This is a genomic window from Streptomyces sp. NPDC049915, from assembly GCF_040656475.1.
Taxonomy (GTDB): domain Bacteria; phylum Actinomycetota; class Actinomycetes; order Streptomycetales; family Streptomycetaceae; genus Streptomyces.
Window position 1 is genome coordinate 39,777 of the sequence record NZ_JBFAMH010000006.1, and the last position, 18,788, is coordinate 58,564.

At 72.6% G+C, this 18,788-nt stretch carries 15 protein-coding genes and 2 pseudogenes; 8 read left to right on the top strand and 9 right to left on the bottom strand.

Translation table 11 applies throughout. The features are described from left to right. The first annotated feature begins 13 nt into the window (after window positions 1-13). The 4 genes from AB0J12_RS12295 (at window position 14) to AB0J12_RS12310 (ending at window position 3,836) form a co-directional block, all read left to right on the top strand. Window positions 14-1,612, top strand: a complete 1,599-nt coding sequence (locus AB0J12_RS12295; protein ID WP_363264565.1) for an FAD-binding oxidoreductase — start codon at window positions 14-16, stop codon at window positions 1,610-1,612. Between the two features lie 69 nt (window positions 1,613-1,681). Continuing rightward, window positions 1,682-2,563: a YegS/Rv2252/BmrU family lipid kinase gene (locus AB0J12_RS12300; RefSeq protein ID WP_363264217.1), complete on the top strand. Its 882-nt coding sequence runs from the start codon at window positions 1,682-1,684 to the stop codon at window positions 2,561-2,563. Between the two features lie 183 nt (window positions 2,564-2,746). Beyond that, on the top strand, window positions 2,747-3,235 hold the full coding sequence (locus AB0J12_RS12305; protein WP_363264218.1) for an SRPBCC family protein: 489 nt from the start codon (window positions 2,747-2,749) through the stop codon (window positions 3,233-3,235). A gap of 97 nt (window positions 3,236-3,332) precedes the next feature. Next, complete coding sequence (locus AB0J12_RS12310; RefSeq protein WP_363264566.1) at window positions 3,333-3,836, top strand: hypothetical protein; 504 nt, start codon at window positions 3,333-3,335, stop codon at window positions 3,834-3,836. A 110-nt stretch (window positions 3,837-3,946) separates the two neighbouring features. Here AB0J12_RS12310 and AB0J12_RS12315 read toward each other — a convergent pair whose 3' ends face one another. Next, window positions 3,947-4,501: a hypothetical protein gene (locus AB0J12_RS12315; protein ID WP_363264219.1), complete on the bottom strand. Its 555-nt coding sequence runs from the start codon at window positions 4,499-4,501 to the stop codon at window positions 3,947-3,949. 230 nt (window positions 4,502-4,731) lie between these two features. Beyond that, window positions 4,732-5,103 carry a hotdog domain-containing protein gene (locus tag AB0J12_RS12320; RefSeq protein WP_363264220.1) on the bottom strand — a complete coding sequence of 124 codons (372 nt, stop codon included), beginning with the start codon at window positions 5,101-5,103 and terminating at the stop codon, window positions 4,732-4,734. 187 nt (window positions 5,104-5,290) lie between these two features. Between AB0J12_RS12320 and AB0J12_RS12325 the strand changes: the two genes are divergently transcribed. Continuing rightward, the gene (locus AB0J12_RS12325) at window positions 5,291-7,618 is read left to right on the top strand and encodes an FdhF/YdeP family oxidoreductase (protein ID WP_363264221.1); all 2,328 of its coding nucleotides are present in this window, start codon (window positions 5,291-5,293) and stop codon (window positions 7,616-7,618) included. Next, window positions 7,606-8,439, top strand: coding sequence for a formate dehydrogenase accessory sulfurtransferase FdhD (gene fdhD, locus AB0J12_RS12330; protein ID WP_363264222.1), 834 nt, complete (start codon window positions 7,606-7,608; stop codon window positions 8,437-8,439). Before AB0J12_RS12325 ends, fdhD begins: the two co-directional genes overlap by 13 nt. Here the strand turns inward: fdhD and AB0J12_RS12335 are convergent. Together AB0J12_RS12335 and AB0J12_RS12340 are read right to left on the bottom strand one after the other, a co-directional pair. After that, window positions 8,434-9,363: a LysR family transcriptional regulator gene (locus AB0J12_RS12335; protein WP_363264223.1), complete on the bottom strand. Its 930-nt coding sequence runs from the start codon at window positions 9,361-9,363 to the stop codon at window positions 8,434-8,436. The two genes, fdhD and AB0J12_RS12335, sit on opposite strands and share 6 nt — an antisense overlap. Before the next feature lie 226 nt (window positions 9,364-9,589). After that, a complete protein-coding gene (locus AB0J12_RS12340) occupies window positions 9,590-10,333 on the bottom strand; it encodes a hypothetical protein (protein WP_363264224.1) in 744 nt (247 codons plus the stop codon). A 193-nt stretch (window positions 10,334-10,526) separates the two neighbouring features. On the opposite strand from AB0J12_RS12340, the gene AB0J12_RS12345 reads away from it, so the two are divergent. Further along, window positions 10,527-11,990, top strand: coding sequence for an NAD(P)/FAD-dependent oxidoreductase (locus AB0J12_RS12345; protein ID WP_363264225.1), 1,464 nt, complete (start codon window positions 10,527-10,529; stop codon window positions 11,988-11,990). Here AB0J12_RS12345 and AB0J12_RS12350 read toward each other — a convergent pair. The 4 genes and pseudogenes from AB0J12_RS12350 to mdlC form a co-directional block, all read right to left on the bottom strand. Further along, complete coding sequence (locus tag AB0J12_RS12350) at window positions 11,971-12,345, bottom strand: VOC family protein (protein ID WP_363264226.1); 375 nt, start codon at window positions 12,343-12,345, stop codon at window positions 11,971-11,973. The two genes, AB0J12_RS12345 and AB0J12_RS12350, sit on opposite strands and share 20 nt — an antisense overlap. 211 nt (window positions 12,346-12,556) lie before the next feature. After that, a pseudogene (locus AB0J12_RS12355) lies at window positions 12,557-13,800 on the bottom strand (aromatic acid/H+ symport family MFS transporter). 54 nt (window positions 13,801-13,854) lie between these two features. Then, complete coding sequence (locus tag AB0J12_RS12360) at window positions 13,855-15,309, bottom strand: benzaldehyde dehydrogenase (RefSeq protein WP_363264227.1); 1,455 nt, start codon at window positions 15,307-15,309, stop codon at window positions 13,855-13,857. Between the two features lie 31 nt (window positions 15,310-15,340). Further along, a complete protein-coding gene (mdlC, locus tag AB0J12_RS12365) occupies window positions 15,341-16,921 on the bottom strand; it encodes a benzoylformate decarboxylase (protein WP_363264228.1) in 1,581 nt (526 codons plus the stop codon). A 109-nt stretch (window positions 16,922-17,030) separates the two neighbouring features. Between mdlC and AB0J12_RS12370 the strand changes: the two are divergent. Continuing rightward, window positions 17,031-17,282 (top strand): annotated as a pseudogene (locus AB0J12_RS12370) (LysR family transcriptional regulator); the annotation flags it as partial. Window positions 17,283-17,312: 30 nt separating this feature from the next. Here AB0J12_RS12370 and AB0J12_RS12375 read toward each other — a convergent pair. Beyond that, window positions 17,313-18,704, bottom strand: coding sequence for a cellulase family glycosylhydrolase (locus AB0J12_RS12375; protein WP_363264229.1), 1,392 nt, complete (start codon window positions 18,702-18,704; stop codon window positions 17,313-17,315). Window positions 18,705-18,788: the final 84 nt, after the last annotated feature.

The following is an 18,788-nucleotide window of genomic DNA, read 5'->3' on the forward strand; positions in this document are numbered from 1 at the left end:
GAGGACAAGCGCCGTGGACATGCTGTGGAACGGCTGGGGCGATCCGGCCAAGGCGGCACCGCTGCCCGAGCCGGTGATCGGCCTGCTGCGCGAGATGCTGGGAGTCAAGCCCCGCGAGGCCGAGCCGCCGGGCCTGGCGGACATCACCGTCCCCGACTCGCCGCTCGATCCGGCGGTACTGCGGGAGCTGGCCGCCGCCGTCGGCGACGAGGACCACGTCCGCACGGACGCCGAGACCCGGCTGCGGCACACCCGCGGCAAGTCCACCCCCGACCTGCTGCGCATCCGCGCCGCCGACGTCAGCGACGTCCCGGCCGCCGTCGTACTCCCGGCCGGGCACGACGACGTCGTCGCCGTCCTGCGCGTCTGCGCCCGCCACCGGCTCCCCGCCGTACCGTTCGGCGGCGGCACCTCCGTCGTGGGCGGCCTCGCCCCCGAGCGGCGCGGGCCCTTCGTCGCCCTCGACCTGCGCCGCATGGACCAACTGCTCGACATCGACCCCGTCTCCCGCACGGCCACCCTGCAGCCCGGCCTGCGCGCCCCTCAGGCCGAAGCGCTGCTGGCCGAGCACGGGTTCACCCTCGGCCACTTCCCCCAGTCCTACGAGTGGGCCACCATCGGCGGCTTCGCCGCCGCACGCTCCAGCGGCCAGGCGTCCGCCGGTTACGGCCGCTTCGACGACATGGTGCTGGGCCTCACCCTCGCCACCCCCGAGGGCACCCTCGACGCGGGCCGCGCCCCCCGCTCGGCCGCCGGACCCGATCTGCGCCAGCTCGTCCTCGGCTCCGAGGGCGCCTTCGGCGTGATCACCTCCGTGACCCTGCGCCTTCGGCCGGTGCCGCAGGTCCGCCGCTACGAGGGCTGGCGCTTCGCCTCCTTCGCCGAGGGCGGCGCGGCCCTGCGCCGTCTCGCCCAGGACGGGCCGCGCCCCACCGTGCTGCGGCTGTCCGACGAGACGGAGACGCTCATCGGCCTCGCCCAGCCCGACGCCATCGGCGCGAACGGCCTGCCGAGCGACGCCGGCTGTCTGGCGATCGTCGGCTTCGAGGGCACCGAGGAGGACACCGCCCACCGCCGTGAGGGCGCCGCCGCCGTCCTCGCCGGACTCGGCGGCACCTGCCTCGGCGCGGAACCGGGCGAACGCTGGGCGCGCGGCCGCTACTCCGCCCCCTACCTGCGCGACTCCCTCCTCGACGCGGGTGCGTTCGCCGAGACGCTGGAGACCGCCGCCTTCTGGTCGCGCATCCCCGGCCTGTACACGGCCGTACGCGACGCGCTCACGGCGACGCTGACCGAGGCGGGCACCCCGCCGCTGGTGATGTGCCACATCTCCCACGTCTACGACAACGGCGCCTCGCTCTACTTCACCGTCGTGTCCGCGCAGGGCGAGGACGACCCCGTGGCGCACTGGACGCGGGCCAAGCACGCCGCCAACGAGGCGATCCTCGCCGCCGGTGGCACCATCAGCCATCACCACGGCGTGGGCACCGACCACCGCGACTGGTACGTGCGGGAGGCCGGCCCGCTCGGCGTGGCGGCGCTGCAGGCCGTCAAACGGCGACTGGACCCGCACGGACTGCTCAACCCCGGCGTCCTGCTCCCGACCGACTGAAACGCTTCGGCCGGTTCCCTCGGCCACATCCCCTCGGCCCGCCCGCTCGACCGCCCCGGAGGCTCACCCATGCGACAGTTCACCGCCGTCGTCAACCCCACCGCGGGCGGCTCGACCGCCGCGGCCGCGCTGCTGCGGGTCGCCCACGCGCTGCGGGCGGCCGGCGCCGACATGGACACCGAGTACAGCCGCAGCCTGGCCCACGCCCAGGACATCGCCCGCAGCGCCGGGGAAGCGGGCCGGGTCGTGCTCGCCGTCGGCGGCGACGGCATCGCCGGCGGCATCGGGGGCGCCCTCAGCGGCACCGGGTCGGTGCTCGGGCTGGTCCCCGCCGGCCGGGGCAACGACTTCGCCCGCGCCCTCGGTCTGCCGGACGAACCCGACGCCCTGGCACGGCTGCTGCTGGAGGGCGAGCCGCGCCCGGTGGACACCATCGAGGTCGAGTCCGCCGTCCACCACAAGGCGGTCGTGCTCGGCAGCGTGTACGCGGGCGTCGACGCGCTCGCCAACCGCCACGCCAACCACTCGCGCCTGCTGCGCGGCTCCGCCTCCTACTACGCCGGCGGGCTGCGCGCGGTGACCACCTGGCGGGCGGCGAACTACCGCGTCACCGTGGACGGTACGGAGCACACCCACCGCGGCTACACCGTCGTCGCCGCCAACTCCCCGTACTACGGCTCCGGCCGCATGATCGCCCCGGATGCCCGCGTCGACGACGGCCTGCTGGACGTCGTCATGATCGAGCACGCCCCCCGCCGGCTCTTCTTCGCCCTGATGAACGAACTGGCCACCGGCGCCCACGTGACCCGCCCCCAGGTGCGGGTGGTGCGCGGCCGCGAGATCCGCATCGAGGCCGACCGCCCGGTGCCGTACGGCGCCGACGGCGAGGTGGACGCCGTCCTGCCCGTCACGGCGCGGGTGCTGCCCGGGGCGCTGCGCGTCCTGTACTGACGGCGAGGATCGAAGACGACAGCGGTGACGTCGCGGACGGGATCTCGTGCCTCGGCAGCCCGCGGATCGTCCTCCGCCGTGAAGCGCCGGCAGAACGCGCTGCCCGCCACCGGCAGCTCCTGACACCGAACCCACGCACCGGCACCGACGGCCCGGTGTCGGCCTCCGGCCTAGGGTGGGTCCATGTACACGACCCGGCTTTCCCGGCATGTCCGTGCTCCCCGTCCGGCCGTCTACCGGGCCCTGCTCGACGCGGAGGCGATCGCGCGGTGGCGCGTGCCTGCCGGGATGACCAGCCGGGTCCATGAGTTCGACGCCCGCCCCGGGGGAGGCTTCCGCGTCTCCCTCAGCTACGACGCTCCCGGGACCGAGGGCAAGTCGGCCGCGCAGACGGACACTTACCGCGGCCACTTCGCCGAGCTGGTCCCGGACGCGAAGGTCGTGGAAGTGCTGGAGTTCGAGACCGACGACCCCGGCCTGCGCGGCCGCATGACGATGACGACCACCCTCACCGACGCGGAAGGCGGCGGCACGCACGTGCTCGTCGTGCACGAGGGCATCCCCGACGCCGTACGCCCCGAGGACAACGAGACCGGCACCCGCATGGCGCTCGACCGGCTCGCCCGCCTGGTCGAGAGCGGGGATGAACCGCCCTCTGGCCAACGCGCGTAGACCTCCGGCATCATCTCCCTGCACCACCTGCACAGTCACCTCACAGGACGCATGACTTCTCGCAGGGAGGTTCCACGTGCACCACGTGAAAACGCTCATGGGGCTGCGGATCAGATCGATCCTGACCGCTCTCGCCCTCGTCGTCGCCCCCGGCGCCGTCGTCCTCGGCACCGCCGGCGACGCGTTCGCCGTCACCAAGATCACTCACGCCACCGCCACGTCGATGTTCCGCGACGTCGGCATCACCTGGTCGTCCTCCGGCAACTGCTCCGACCGCAACAACTCGACCTGTACGTCCTTCGACCAGCTCAACCTCGCCACCGCGCAGGGCGCCCAGACCCTGAAGCGGGCCAGCGGGTGCGCGCTGAACATCACCGGCGGCACCGAGACCGGGCACGCGTCCGGGACGTACTCGCACTGGAACGGCTACAAGCTCGACTACAGCAAGTACACCTGCGTCGGGAACTACATCAAGAACACCTTCACCTACATCGGCCTGCGCGGTGACGGCGCCCCGCAGTGGAAGTCCGGCTCCGGCAACATCTACGCCGACGAGGGCAGCCACTGGGATGTCCTGTACTACAACTGCGGCGGCTGCTGACCCGGCTGTCCCGTAGGCGTCACGGGTGGGCGGGGACGGGGCCCCCGGCTCTCGCTCACCCGTTTCGGTCACAGGCGCCCGGCGTCGGGGCTCGTGCGCCGGTCCCTGCGTCACTGGTGGGCGACGGTCCGCCCTCCGATGACCCACAGTCCGGCCGGGACCGGGGCGCACTTCGTGGCCCGGGCGGGCCTGGTCGGGTCCGACAGGTCGGCGCCGGCCCAGCCGGCCCGGTGCTCGCCGTGCGCGTCGGACGGGAAGAAGGTGAGCCCCGTCTCGGGGTGCCAGTCGGCCGGCCCGGTGGTCGCCGGCCGGCCGACCGGGGTGGCGGTGGCCGTGGTGACCGGCCCGGTGACGGTGACGGCGCCACCGTCGAGGGTCAGGCAATCGACGTCGAACTCGACCCGGACGGTGCCCTGCCCGAAGAACACATGCTCGACGACGGCCCGCCCGCCAGTGCGGTCGCCGACGGTCCGGGCGTCCACCCAGGCGGTGAGCCGCTCACCGGGGTTGGCCCCGGAGCCGTGCTCATTGAGTGAGGTCCAGCTGCGCACGGCGAGGTGCTCGGCGGGCACCGGTGGCCGTGCCGCCGCAGCGGTTCCGGCGGTGCCGGTCAGGAGGGCGACGGCCGCGGTGACGAGTGCGACGGCGACGGTGAGCTTGCGCATGGGCAATCCTCCACGAGCAGAAGGCGGTCGGGCGTTCACCCGCTGCCGTCACACTCGCAGCTCACCCGGCCCGAGGCCTCACCCGCACGGAGGGACCAGCTCCCCCGGGCGGCGGAGGCCGCCCTCCTCCGTCTGGTGGTCGACGGACTCGGCCGCCCGCGGGCGGCACCCGTCATCGGTGACAAGGGCTACGGCGCAACACCACCGCCCGTGTCACCGCGAGGCCCGTGTCACCGCCCCGCAGCCGGCGCCGGCACGGCCGCCAGGAACCGCTCCCGGTCGACGACCGCCCGGTCGATCTCGCCGGTCGCGATCAGGTTGCCCGAGCCGTCGACCGCCTGCACCGGGAACGTCAGGCGCCGGCCGTCCGCGGTGGACGGCGACTGCGCGGTGACCTCCACCAGCTCGCCCACCCGCGACGCGCGCAGATGCCGGATCCGCACCGCCGTGCCCACGGTCGTGCGGCCCGCGCCGACGAAGGGCGCGGCGGCTTCCATCGTCGCCGCCTCCATCCACGCGATGAGTCGTGGCGTGGCGAGGACGGGCACATCACCGCTGCCCACCGTCGTCGCGGTGTCGGATTCGGTCACCTCATGGCGCATACGGCCACGCTATCGCGCGTCGGCCCCGAGCCGCACCGCACCCCGCCGGGCCGCCTCGCCGCAGCTCAGAGGCCAGATAAGCAGCGCCTATCAGGTGATCGAAAACCCCTCTTTGACACCTGACAGGCGACGGGACGAAGCTGCCGGTCGGTCATCGCGGAGCCGGCAGAAAGAGGCGGACGACACCATGAGCGGTATCGAGGACCCGAGCGACGATCTGTCGGTCACCCCGCCCAAGCGCTGGGCGACGGGCATGCCCGCGGTGACCCACGCCCTGGAGTACTCCCTGGAGCAGACCTCCGTGCGGCGCACCGCGCTGACGTTGCTGAACATCAACCAGGCCAAGGGGTTCGACTGCCCGGGCTGCGCCTGGCCGGAGCCCGCGCCGGGCAAACGCCACCGCAACGAGTACTGCGAGAACGGCGCCAAGCACATCGCCGACGAGGCCACCACGCGCCGGGTCACCGCCGACTTCTTCCGCCGCCACTCGATCGCCGAACTGGGCACCAGGTCCGACTACTGGCTCAACCAGCAGGGCCGGCTGACCGAACCCATGGTCAAGCGGCCCGGCGCACAGCACTACGAGCCCATCGGCTGGGACGAGGCGCTCGACCTGCTCGCGCGGGAACTGCGCAGCCTGGACTCACCGGACGAGGCCCTCTTCTACACCTCGGGACGGCTGAACAACGAGGCCGCCTTCCTGCTGCAGCTCTTCGCGCGCGCCCTCGGCACCAACAACCTGCCCGACTGCTCCAACATGTGCCACGAGTCCAGTGGTTCGGCACTGCAGGAGACCCTCGGCATCGGCAAGGGCAGCGTGTCGCTGGACGACATCCACCAGGCCGACCTGGTCTTCGTCGTCGGGCAGAACCCGGGCACCAACCACCCGCGGATGCTCACCGCGCTGGAGGAGACCAAGCGGGGCGGCGGCCGGGTCGTGGCGGTCAACCCGCTGCCCGAGGCCGGGCTGATCCGCTTCAAGCACCCGCAGAAGGCCCGCGGGATCATGGGCCGGGGCACCGCGATCGCCGACCGGTTCCTGCAGATCCGCCCCGGCGGTGACCTCGCCCTCTTCCAGGCGCTCAACCGGATGCTCCTGGAGGCGGAGGACGCCGCGCCGGGCACCGTGCTCGACCACAGGTTCATCGACACCCGCACCACCGGCTTCACCGACTTCGCCGAGCACGCGCGCAAGACCACCTGGGACGACGTGCTCGCCGCGACCGGGCTCACCCGCGAGGAGATCGAGGACGTCCACGATCTCGTCCTGCGGAGCAAGAAGATCATCGTGTGCTGGGCGATGGGCCTGACCCAGCACAAGCACGGCGTCCCCACCATCCGCGAAGTGGTCAACTTCCTTCTGCTGCGCGGCAACATCGGCCGGCCGGGCGCGGGCGTGTGCCCGGTGCGCGGGCACAGCAACGTCCAGGGCGACCGCACGATGGGCATCTGGGAGCGGATGCCGCAGTCCTTCCTCGACGCCCTGGGCCGCGAGTTCGGCTTCACCCCGCCGAGCCGGCACGGCCTGGACTCGGTCGACGCGATCAGGGCCATGCGCGACGGCCGGGCCAAGCTCTTCGTCGGCGTGGCCGGCAACTTCGTACGGGCCACACCCGACAGCCGGGTCACCGAGGAGGCGATGCGCAGGTGCCGCCTGACCGCGCACATCTCCACCAAGCTCAACCGGTCGCACACGGTCTGCGGCGAGACCGCGCTCATCCTGCCCACCCTCGGCCGCAGCGACCGCGACATCCAGGCGGCCGGTGAGCAGTTCGTCACCGTCGAGGACTCCATGAGCGAGGTGCACGCCTCGCGCGGACGCCTGGCGCCGGCCTCGCCGCACCTGCTCAGTGAGGTAGCGATCATCAGCCGGCTGGCCCGCCGTACCCTCGGCGGCACACCGGACATCCCGTGGGAGGAGTTCGAGGCGGACTACGGCACCGTCCGCGACCGGATCGCCCGTGTCGTCCCCGGCTTCGAGGACTTCAACGCGCGCGTGGCCAGGCCCGGCGGGTTCCGTCTGCCCAACCCCGTCAACGAGGGCGTCTTCCGCACACCGAGCGGCAAGGCCGTCTTCACCTGCAACGAGTTCACGATGCCGCACGTCCCGAAGGGACAGCTGCTGCTGCAGACGCTGCGCTCCCACGACCAGTGGAACACCGTCCCGTACGCGATGAACGACCGCTACCGCGGCATCCACAACGCCCGCCGCGTCGTGCTCGTCAACCCCGACGACCTGACCGCTCTCGGCCTCGCCGACCGTGACCCGGTGGACCTGGTGACGGTCTGGCACGACGGGGTGGAACGCCGGGCGGAGGACTTCCGCGTCGTCGCCTACCCCACCCCCCGCGGCTCCGCGGCCTCCTACTATCCCGAGACCAACGTCCTCGTCCCGCTGGACAGCGTCGCCGACATCAGCAACACCCCCACCTCCAAGGCCGTCCTGGTCCGGCTGGAGCCCGCCGGGGCGCGTTCCCGTACCGCCAGGGGAACGGAGCCCGCATGGGACGCGTGACCGCTCGGCGCAAGGTGCTGCGCATCCGCGACGGGGTGGCCTCCTACCGTCCGGACACCCTCGCCGCCGAGGAGCCGATGGAGATCCGGGTCGGCGGGCGCCCCCTGGCCGTCACCATGCGCACGCCGGGCGACGACTTCGACCTCGCCGCCGGATTCCTCGTCGGCGAAGGCGTCCTGCACACCGCCGCGGACGTCGCCGCGATCCGCTACTGCGCCGGCGCCACCGCGGACGGCGGCAATACGTACAACGTGGTGGACGTGGCCCTGGCGCCGGGCGTGCCCGCCCCCGACGCGTCACTGGAGCGGACCTTCTACACCACGTCGTCCTGCGGACTGTGCGGCAAGGCAGGCCTGGACGCGGTCCGCACGACGGCCGCCTGGTCCGTGGCCGGCGACCCGCTGCGCCTCGGCCCCGACCTGCTCGCGGCCCTGCCCGGAAAACTGCGCGCTGCGCAGAAGGTGTTCGACAGCACCGGTGGACTGCACGCGGCGGGACTGTTCACCGCCGACGGCGAACTGCTGTGTGTGCGCGAGGACGTGGGCCGGCACAACGCCGTGGACAAGGTCGTCGGACACGCACTGCGCACGGGAGTGCTTCCCCTGCGCGGGAGCGTGCTGATGGTCAGCGGCCGGGCCTCCTTCGAACTGGTGCAGAAGGCGGTGATGGCCGGCATCCCGATGCTCGCGGCCGTCTCCGCGCCCTCCTCGCTCGCCGTGGACCTGGCCGAGGAGAGCGGACTGACCCTGGTCGGCTTCCTGCGCGGCGAGTCCATGAACGTCTACGCCGGAGCCGAGCGCCTGGCGCCGCTGTGCTCATGACCGGCCCGGATCGGCGGGCAGGCGTTCCAGCGCGGCGGCGACATCGGTGCGCCGGGCGATGTCGAGGAGGGCCCGCGCCATGACCGACCCCGGCTCCCGGGCCATGACGACCAGCCCGACCGGCACCGTCCTGGCCGGCTCGACCAGCGGCACCGCCCGCATGCCGTACGGCACACCGAAGACGTGCAGCCAGGCGTGCGCCACGACGCTCGCCCACCGGCCCGTGCGGACGTGGGCGAACAACGCGGCCACCGAGTCGGTCTCCACCCGGGGCGAGGGCTGGGTCCCGGCCTCCGCGAACTGCTCGTCGAGCACCCGGCGGCCCTGCATCGACGGATTCAGCAGACACAGCGGCAGCCGGGACGCCTCCGCCCAGGTCGCGGTCGCGCGACGGGCCAGGGCGTCGGCCGCCGTGAGCAGCAGGACGTAGCGCTCCTCGTAGAGCGGGACGGAGTGGAACTGCTCCGGCAGCGCGTCGCGCACATAGGTCAGCCCGGCGTCGATCTCGAAGTTCTGCAGCTGCCGCAGGATGTCCACCGACTGCAGGTCCGCGATCACCTCCACCGTGGTCAGCGGATGCGCCGCGCAGAACGGATCCGTCAGCAGCGAGGCGGCCCCCGAAGCGGTCGGCACGGAGCCGATCCGCATCCGCCCGCTCAGCCCGCTGCGCAGGGCGCCGGCCTCGTCCTTCAGGGCGTCGCGGTCGGCCAGGATGCGCTGCGCCCATACGACGATGCGCTCACCCTCCGGGGTGAGACCCTCGAACTTGCGGCCGCGCCGCACCAGCGGCACGTCGAGTTCCTCCTCCAGCTTGCGGATGGCCTCCGACAGCGCGGGCTGGGAGACGTAGCAGGCCTGGGCGGCACGGGCGAAATGACGTTCCCGGGAGAGGGCCACCAAGTACTCGAGTTGGCGAAACAGCACGTCCTCGGTCTACCCGACGCCTCCGCGGAAAGCCAATCAGCCCCTCGGCGCGAGCGGTGGAGGGGTGACGAGCCCCGGAGTATGGTGATGACGGGTAGGCCAGTGACCTGTGTGTCTCCGTTCATGCCGTGGGAGGTCACCATGTCGTCCAAGCGACGCCGGAAGAAGAAGTCCCGCCGCAACCACGCCGCCAACCACGGGAAGCGCCCGCAGTGCTGACGGTGAGTCAGCTCTCCGGCTGAGCCTCCTGCTCGGCTGCCTTGGCGTCCGCGCCGGTCGTCTCGGGCGCCGCCTCGGAGGCGGTGTAGAACACCGACGTGCCCTGCTTCGACCGCTGGGCATGATTGCGGGCGACGAGGCTTTCGAGCGTGGTGCGCACGACCGTCGGCTTGATGCTGCGCTCGGGGTGCGCGTTGCCGAGCGCGTCGGCGATCTCCGCCGCCGAGCGCGGCTCCTTCTGCTCCGTGAGGTGCTGACGGACGAGTTCGACGAGCTTGGGCGCGCCGGCCGCAGCCGCCGGCGTCCTGGCGGCGGACTTCTTGGCGGGCTGCTTCTTGGCGGTGCCGCGCGACGCCGCCGGAGCCTTGGCCGTCCCGGTCGCCTTGGCCGTCTTGGCGGTGTTGGCCGCCTTGGCGCTCTTGGTCGTGGTCGCCCGGGTGCGCTTGCCTGCGGCGGGCTTGCGCCCGGCCGCCTTGCGCGGGGCGGGCACGACGACCGCCTCCGCCGGGCTCTCGGACGTCACCGACTCCGCTGCCGCCCGCGCCTCCTCGACGGCCGACGCACCCTGGAGCGCCTGGTACATGTTCTGCAGCACCGCGAAGTCGTGCTGGAGTGCGGCGAACTGCTCCTGCAGCGCGGCGATCTCCGCGCTGATGCGCTCGCGTTCCTTGGTGTTGTGCTCCAGGTCGCTCGTCACCTGGGCGAGGTACTGGGAGGTGAGTTCGGTGGCGGACACACTGCTGTCGGACATGGTGTCGGTTCTCCCTAGGTTTCCCGCGGTGTCACGCCAGGTCTCCCGCCGTGTCACAGCGCGATCAGTTGGGACACAGCATGGTGGGGCGGCTCCCCACCCTGCAAGGCCCTGGCCCAAGTCATGGTCGTCGTGCTAACGACTGCCCCCATGTCAGGAGACGACTCACCATGACGACCACACCCGTCCCGCGATGACATCGGCGGTCGTCGTCGGCAGTGGGCCCAACGGGCTCGCCGCCGCTGCCCTGCTCGCCGTCGCGGGGCTCGACGTGACCCTGCTGGAGGCCGCGGACGAGACCGGCGGCGGCACCCGCAGTTCCGAGGCCCTGGTACCGGGACTGCTGCACGACCATCACTCGGCCATGCACCCCATGGCCGTCACCTCACCGGCCCATCGCGCCCTCGGTCTCGACCGCCACGGCCTGCGCTGGCGCTGGGCCGCCGTCGACTGCGTACACCCGCTCGACGACGGCACCGCCGGGGTGCTCCTGCGGTCCGTCGCACAGACCGGTCACCTGCTCGGACCCGACGGCGCCCGTTACCGCGCACTGGTCGAGCCGTCCGTGCGCCACTGGGACGCGCTCGCCGCCGACATCATGGGCCCCCTGCTGCGCGTCCCCGCCCACCCACTGCTGCTGGCACGCTTCGGGCTGCCCACCGTCCTGCCCGCCGCCACCCTGGCCCGACTGTTCACGACGCCCCGGGCCAAGGCACTGTGGGCCGGTGTCGCGGCCCATGGTTTCCGTCCCCTGACCCGGCCCTTCACTTCGGCCTTGGGCCTCGGCGTCCTCGTCGCGGGGCACGCCACCGGATGGGCCGTCGCCGAAGGCGGCTCGCGGTCCATCGCCCGCGCCATGGAACATGTGCTGCGCGAGCACGGCGGCACGGTCCACACCGGCGTCCGCGTCACCCACCACCGGCAGATCCCGCCCGCCGACGTGACGCTGCTGGACCTCGACCCCGGCCAGGCCGCCGCCCTCTACGGCGACCGGCTCCCGGCCCGCACACGCGCCGCCTACCGGCGTTACCGTCGCGGCCCGGGCGCCTTCAAACTCGACCTCGCGGTCCGCGGCGGCGTCCCCTGGCGCAACGCAGATGCCCGCCGTGCCGTCACCGTCCATCTCGGCGGCCCCTTCGCCGAGGTCGCCCGCGCCGAGCGGGAGGTGGCGGCCGGGCGCATGCCCGAGCGCCCGTTCGTCCTGGTCGGCCAGCAGTACCTGGCGGACCCGTCCCGCTCTGCCGGTGACATCCACCCGGTGTGGGTCTACGCCCATGTCCCGTACGGCTATGACCTGGACGCCACCCGGGTGATCCTCGCGCAACTGGAGCGCTTCGCACCCGGCGTGCGCGACCGGATCGTCGGCCTGCGCGCCACCGGGCCCGCCGCCCTCGCCGCGGGCAATCCCAACTTCGCCGGCGGGGACATCCTCACCGGCGCCGAGACCGTCCCCCGCCTGCTCTTCGGCGCCCGCCCGGCACGCGACCCCTACGCCACGGGCCTGCCGGGGGTGTTCCTGTGCTCCGCGGCGACCCCGCCGGGCCCGGGCGCCCACGGCATGTGCGGTGCCGGGGCGGCGCAGTCCGCGCTGCGCCACCTCGGCATGCGGCCACTACTGCTGCCGCCCGCGGATCGCCCTACAGATACGGCCGGGTGATCAGTTCGATCGCATGCCCGGCGGGGTCCTTGAAGTAGACGCCCCGCCCGCCGTGCTCATGGTTGATCTCGCCCGCCCGGCGCATCTGCGGATCGGCCCAGTGTTCGACGCCGCGCTCGCACAGGCGCCGGTACGCCCGGTCGAACAGTTCGTCGTCGATCAGGAAGGCGTAGTGCTGCATCTGGATCTCCACCGGCGGCTCGGCGAACTGCAGCAGGACGCCGTCCGGGAGCTGGATGTTGGTGAACGGGCCCCAGGACGGTGCGGGCGCCACCTCCAGCAGTTCGCGGAAGAAGCGAGCGGATTCCTCGCGGTCCTTGGCGGCGATGATGGTGTGGTTGAAGCTGACGGACATGTTTCGGCAGACCTCGTGGTTCGGAACGGATACGGGCTCGTGGTTCACGAGCACCGGGAGGTCCGCGTGCCGAGGTGTGGGGGTGCGTGTCGCGCACCCGCGGTGGGATCAGCTCTCCACCGGGTCGCCGATCCGTGCATGGCGTAGAGCCGGTCCGGTGTTCACGATCCGGACCCTACGCGATCACGACGCGCCCCCACAACGCGGTTTGTCAGACGGCCGGTTCGGCGGCCGGCTCCGTGGCCGCCCGCGGGCCACGGCCGGGCAGCGTGAGCACCGCCAGTACGGCGAGAACGGCCACCGCGGTGAAGAAGTAGAAGCCCCACGGGTGCCCGATTCCCGCGGCCACCAGCGCCCCGCTCACCGACGGGCCGGCGATGGAACCGATCCGTCCGATGCCGGAGGCCGAGCCGAGCGCGGTGCCCCGCACGGCGGCCGGGTAGAAGGACGTCACATAGGCGTACACCAGCACCTGCGCGGAGAAGACGAACACTCCGGTGAGGAACACCACCGTGTCCAGCAGCAGGTCGCTGTCCGTCCTGACGCTCAGCAGCGCCAGCATGACCGCCGCCGCGGCGAACCAGCCCAGTGTGGTGCCCTTGATGCCCCGCCGGTCGGCGACGAATCCGGCCAGGACCAGACCGGCGACTCCGCCGACGTTGAGGACGAGCAGTAACGTCACGGCCGTCGGCACCGGGTAGCCGGCGTCGTTCATCAGCTTCGGCAGCCACGTGTTGAGGCCGTACACCAGCAGCAGCCCCATGAACGAGGCGAGCCAGATCCCCACGCCCGCCCGCAGATACGCCGGCTTCAGCAGCTCCGCGAAGGGGACGCGCGCGGAGGTCTCCTCGGCCCTGCGGGCCCGCACGAACGCCTCCGACTCCGGCAGCCGGAACCACTGGATCGCGGCGACGGCGAACCCCGCGACACCGAGGACGTAGAAGAGCACCTCCCAGTCGCCGGTGACCTGCAGTGCGAGCGGTGAGGTGATCACGGCACCGGTGTGGTAGCCGGTCATGGTCAGGGTGCTGGCCCGGGCCCGCCGCTCGGCCGGCATGTGCTCGGCCATCATCGTCAGGGACACCGGCATGCAGGCGCCCAGCCCCAGCCCCGCGGCCAGCCGCAGCAGGGCGAACACGGTGACCGAACCGGCCAGCGGCACCAGGACCGTGACAGCGAGAACATCACGACCGAGCCGATGAGCACCACTCTGCGGCCCAGCCGGTCCGCGAGCGGGCCGACGGACACAGCGCCGATCGCCACGCCCACCAGGGACAGCGTGGCGATCGTCGTGGCGTCCCCGGCGGTCATGCCGAGGTGATGGGTCTTCAGCAGGGTGGGGATGATGGCACCGAGTACGACGAGGTCGTAGCCCTCGAGCAGGACGGTGATCCAGCACAGGACCACCGTCCAGGCGCCGCGGCTCGGTATGGGGGAGGGGGGAGCGGACGTCATGGCGAGGCGTTCTCCTCGAAGGCGGCTGCGGGAGACGGCACGAGCGGGGACGTGTCAGTACGGGTAGTCGGCGATGTCGGGGCGGACGGTGAGCCACTGGGTCTCGGTGAACGCCTCGATGTTCGCGGCGGCACCCCCGAACCGGGACCCCGTCCCGGAGGCCTTGACCCCGTCGAAGGGGGCGTTCGGCTCGTCGTCGACGGTCTGTTCGTTGATGTGGACCTTGCCGGAGTCGATGCGGTCGGCGAGCCGCATGGCCGTCCCGACGTCACCGAGGATGCCGACGGACAGCCCGTAGGGGCAGTCGTCGACGATCCGGGCGGCTTCCTCCACCGTGGAGAAGCCGACGACGGGTGCGACAGGCCCGAAGATCTCCTCCTGCCAGGCCGGCATGTCCGTCGTCAGCCCGGTCAGCACGGTCGCGCGATAGCCCGCCCCGGCGATCTCGCCGCCCGCGGCGACCTTGGCCCCGGCGGCCACGCTGTCCGAGACGATCCGGTGGATCCGCTCCAGCTGGCGCCGGTCGATGATCGGGCCGAGCGCGACCTCCTCGCGCGCCGGATCCCCGACCGGCAGCGCCTCGGCCTTCGCCGCGAGCGCCGCGACGTAGTCGTCCAGCAGCGACTCGTGGACGATGTGCCGGCCGGTCGTCATGCAGATCTGCCCCTGGTGCAGATACGACCCGAAGGCGCCCGCGGACGCCGCCTTCGCCACGTCGGCACCCGGCAGCACCACCAGGGCGTTGTTCCCGCCGAGTTCCAGATGGGCCCGCTTCAGCAGCCGTCCGGTCTGCTCGCCGATGGCCCGCCCGACCGCTGTGGAGCCGGTGAACGACACCACCCGCACCTCGGGCGCCTCCACCACCGCCTGCCCCACCGAGCCGTCGCCCGGCAACAGGTGCAGCAGTCCGTCGGGCAGCCCGGCCTCCTCGAACACCCGCGCGATGACCACACCGCCGCTGACCGCGGTCCGCGGATCCGGCTTGAGCAGCACCGCGTTGCCCAGCGCGAGTGCCGGCGCCACCGAGCGCAACCCCAGGACGAGCGGGAAGTTGAACGGCGCGATCACGCTCACCACACCGGCGGGCCGACGGCGGGCGAGGGACCAGCGGGCCTCCTGAGAGGCGAGCACCTCACCCTGCGGATGCGTCGGCAGGCCCGCGCACTCGAAGCACTCGCCGATCGCGAGCCCTACCTCGAAACCCGCCTTGGCCCGCACCGAGCCGGCCTCCCGCACCAGCCAGTCCTCGATCTCCCCGGCGTGCCGGGTGAACAGCTCGCCCGCCCGCCGCAGCACGGCCGCCCGCTGCTGCGGCGAGGTCCGCGCCCACTCCCGCTGCGCCTCGGCGGCCCGGGCGGCAGCCCGGCGTACGTCGCCGGGGGCGACGACCCCGATGGTGCCGAGCCGGTCACCGGTGGCGGGTTCGAGCACCGGCTGCTCGGACGCGGAGCTGCGCCAGCCCCCGCTGAAGAACCTTCCGCTCCAGACGTCGCTGTCCAGAAGTGTCATCGGCCGTGCCTTTCTCGTCTTCTCGTCGCGATCAGTTGGGGGTGGTGAGCGCGGTGTCCACCTGGATCAGCCGCGGCCCCTCGGGGCGCACGGCGAGCAGGGCCCGCAGCTCCTCGGCACTGGACGCGTGCGCGGCCGGGACGCCGTATCCCTCGGCGATGCGGGTGAAGTCGAGGCCCGGGATGTCCAGTCCGGGCGCGTCGGGCACACCGAGCAGCCCGCCGAACCAGCGCAGCGCCCCGTACGTGCCGTTGCGCAGCAGCACCACGGTCAGGGGCAGCCGCAGCCGGGCCGCCGTCCACAGGGCCGTGATGCCGTAGTTGGCCGAGCCGTCACCGCTGACCGCGACGACGGGGCGGTCGGGACGGGCGAGCGCGACGCCGACCGCGCCGGGCAGCCCGAAGCCGAGCCCGCCGGCTGCCGGGAAGTAGTACGAGCCGGGCCGGCGCAGGTCCATCTGCCGCCACCACGCGGCGTTCGTCGACGTCGATTCGACCACGTACGCCGTGTCCTCGGGCAGCTCGTCGCGCAGCGCGGCGAAGACCTCCTCGGGGTGAAGGCACGCGTCCTCGGCCGTCTGCGGCGGCGGCACCGGCAGGTACGCGCCCGCGGGCTCGGCGGGAGGGTCGAGCGAGGCCAGCAGCAGCTCGATCACCGCACCGGGATCGGCCACCAGCGCCTCGCCCATCGGCGCCCGCGCCGCGGCCGAGGCATCGCCGGTGATCTGCACCAGACGGGTCTCCTCGGGCAGATAGCGCCCCGGCAGGTACTCGTGGTAGCGGAAGGCGGGCGCGCCGAGGACCAGCACCAGGTCATGGCCCTCGAAGGCCTCGCGGACCGGCTCGATGCCGGCGGGCAGCACACCGCGGAACAGCGGGTGCCGGTTGGGGAAGGGAAGCCGGAACAGTGACGGCGCCGCCCACACCGGGCCGCCGAGGGCCTCGGCCAGCCGGACGGCGGTGCCGAAGTGACCGTCGGTGTCGATGTCGCCGCCCAGCACGAGCGCCGGCCGCCGCGCCGACGCCACCCGGTCCACGAGCCACCGCGCCTGCTCGGCGCCGGGCGCGCCCGCCTGCCGCACCTGCCTGTCAAGGACGGCGAGGGCGTTGTCCCCGGCGTCCGCGGCCCAGTCGTCGTACGGCACGGACAGATACGTCGGACGCCGCTGCAGCCGCGCCTCGAAGACCGCCTGTGCCAGCGCCCGCGGCACGTCCTGCGCACAGGACGGCTCGGCGGCCCATCCGACGAGGGGTTTCATCAGCGCGGGCGCGTCCACGTTCGTCAGGTTCGCCTGTGGACCCATGGCCGCCCGCACCTGCTGCCCGGCCACCACCACCAGCGGTGTACGGGAGGCCACCGCGTTCGTCAGGGCACCCATCGCGTTCCCGGAACCGGCGGCCGCGTGCAGATTGACGAGCACCGGGCGGCCCGTGGCCTGCGCGTACCCGTCGGCCATACCGACCACCGCGCCCTCGTGCAGACCCAGCACATAGCGGAAGCCGTCGGGCAGCTCGGCGAGGAAGGGCAGCTCGTTGGAGCCGGGGTTGCCGAAGATCGTGGTCAGCCCCTGGCGGTGGAGGAACTCGTGGGACACACGGCGAACGGAGGGCACGGGACGTTCCTTTCCGAAGTGACGCACGCCACGCTAAGGATCCCGCGACATGGACTCCAATAGATGTTTCCGCGCAGCGATATAGAGACCATCGATACAGTGGCCCGCCATGAGGAGCTTCGACCTCAACCTGGCCCGCGTCTTCGTCCTGCTGTACGAGACCGGCAGCGTCACGGCCACCGCCGACACGCTGCACCTCACCCAGCCCACGGTGAGCTACAGCCTGGCCAAGCTGCGCCGCCACTTCGGCGACGAGCTCTTCCGGCGCACCGGCCGCGGACTGACGCCGACCGCGGGCGCCCGCCGGCTGTACGAGCCGCTGCAGCGGGCGCTCGCGGAGATCGACGGCGCGGTGCGCCAGGCCGACCCAGCTCCCGCCGTCCACCGGTCACTAGTCCGCGACCCGCCGCACGGTGACGGTCACCTCCTGGTCGGGTGCGGCCGGCAACCATGCCCGGCCGGGCTCGCCGCGCAGCACCGTCGCGTTGGCGGTGATCCGCCAGGTGCCCCGGGGCAGGGACAGCTCGGTCAGCCGGGTGCCGTGTCGTGCGGCGCGGTAGGCCAGTCGGTACACACCCGTCTCGGGGTCGTACGACGCGGAGCGCACGGTGCCGGCCACGCTCGCCGCGTACGGTTCGGCGGTCAGCTCCTTGTTCTTGCGGAAGGCACCGGAGTCGTCGACCGTGCAGTATCCGCCGCCGTAGCACCACACGTACCCCGCCCAGCCGGAGGTGTAGCGGGCGAGGGAGGCCATCGCGTCGCCGTAGAAACGCCGCATGCTCGGCAGCGAGTTGTTCAGCGGACCCCACTCGCCCACCACCACCGGCACCTTGTACCGCTTCGGGTACGCGACGACGGCCCGCTCGTACGCCTCGATCCATCCGGCGCCGGGATCGTAGTCGGCGCCCGCCTCCATGGCGGTGTTGTAGAAGTGCGGGGCGTACACCACCTTCGGGTCGTCGACGTGTCCGAGACCGGTCGGCACGCCCTCTCCGACGATCGGCGTGGGTTCGACGAAGACCCATCCCTCCCGGTCGGCCGAACGCACCGCGTCGGCAAGGCGGTTGTACAGGGGGGTGAGTTGCTCGCGCTCGATGCGGCCGCCGGCCGTGGGCAGGTCCTCGCCCTGCTTCAGCTCACCCATCGGCTCGTTGATCAGGTCGTAGCCGATCACCGCCGGGTGGTGGGCGAAGCGGCGGGCGAGCACCCGCCACGCGCCGGCCTGGGCGCGGCGCAGGTCGGGGTCGTCGTAGAGGTGGGTGAAGGCGCGCTGGACGGCGGGCTCGAAGTACTCGGCGAACCAGTCGTCGGGGTGCGGGGTGAACGGCAGGCCGTCGGTTCTGGTCGCCCACTCGGGGATACCGCGATGGCCGAACGCGGGCCCGAAGACGTCCTGGTGGGCGTCGAGCACCACCTTGATGTCAGAGCGCTCGGCCCAGTCCAGGATGCGCTGGATCTTCCTCAGATACGCCTCGCTGTAGTGGCCCGGCCGTGGCTCCAGGTCGTCCCAGAACACCAGCAGCCGGGCGAAGTCGAAGCCCTGGGCGCGCATGTCGCGGAAGTGGCGCTCGGTGATGGCGGACAGCGCCTTCTCACCCCGGCCGGTCTTGTCCTCCACGTTCCAGCCGCGCAGTGTGAGCACCCGCCCCTGCCGGTCGGTGAGGTGGGGGATGCCCGGCTCTCCCTGGCCGGCCGGGGCGAGGGCCTCGGCATGTGCCGGGAGGGCGGCGGGAGCGAGCAGCGCGGCCGCAACCACGCTCGCCGTCAGGGTCGTTCGCAGCACGGGCACCTCCGGGGTCGGCGACACACGGAGCCGCGAAGCGGAACTTGAGACTCCCTCAACTTTACTCGGCAGAGGTATTCCCAA

Coding starts and splice junctions, on each gene's coding strand:
- AB0J12_RS12340 (WP_363264224.1), bottom strand. CDS start 10,333: ATGTCCGACAGCAGTGTGTCCGCCACCGAACTCACCTCCCAGTACCTC.
- AB0J12_RS12305 (WP_363264218.1), top strand. CDS start 2,747: ATGTACACGACCCGGCTTTCCCGGCATGTCCGTGCTCCCCGTCCGGCC.
- fdhD (WP_363264222.1), top strand. CDS start 7,606: ATGGGACGCGTGACCGCTCGGCGCAAGGTGCTGCGCATCCGCGACGGG.
- AB0J12_RS12320 (WP_363264220.1), bottom strand. CDS start 5,103: ATGCGCCATGAGGTGACCGAATCCGACACCGCGACGACGGTGGGCAGC.
- AB0J12_RS12360 (WP_363264227.1), bottom strand. CDS start 15,309: ATGACACTTCTGGACAGCGACGTCTGGAGCGGAAGGTTCTTCAGCGGG.
- AB0J12_RS12300 (WP_363264217.1), top strand. CDS start 1,682: ATGCGACAGTTCACCGCCGTCGTCAACCCCACCGCGGGCGGCTCGACC.
- AB0J12_RS12325 (WP_363264221.1), top strand. CDS start 5,291: ATGAGCGGTATCGAGGACCCGAGCGACGATCTGTCGGTCACCCCGCCC.
- AB0J12_RS12310 (WP_363264566.1), top strand. CDS start 3,333: ATGGGGCTGCGGATCAGATCGATCCTGACCGCTCTCGCCCTCGTCGTC.
- AB0J12_RS12315 (WP_363264219.1), bottom strand. CDS start 4,501: ATGCGCAAGCTCACCGTCGCCGTCGCACTCGTCACCGCGGCCGTCGCC.
- AB0J12_RS12345 (WP_363264225.1), top strand. CDS start 10,527: ATGACATCGGCGGTCGTCGTCGGCAGTGGGCCCAACGGGCTCGCCGCC.
- AB0J12_RS12350 (WP_363264226.1), bottom strand. CDS start 12,345: ATGTCCGTCAGCTTCAACCACACCATCATCGCCGCCAAGGACCGCGAG.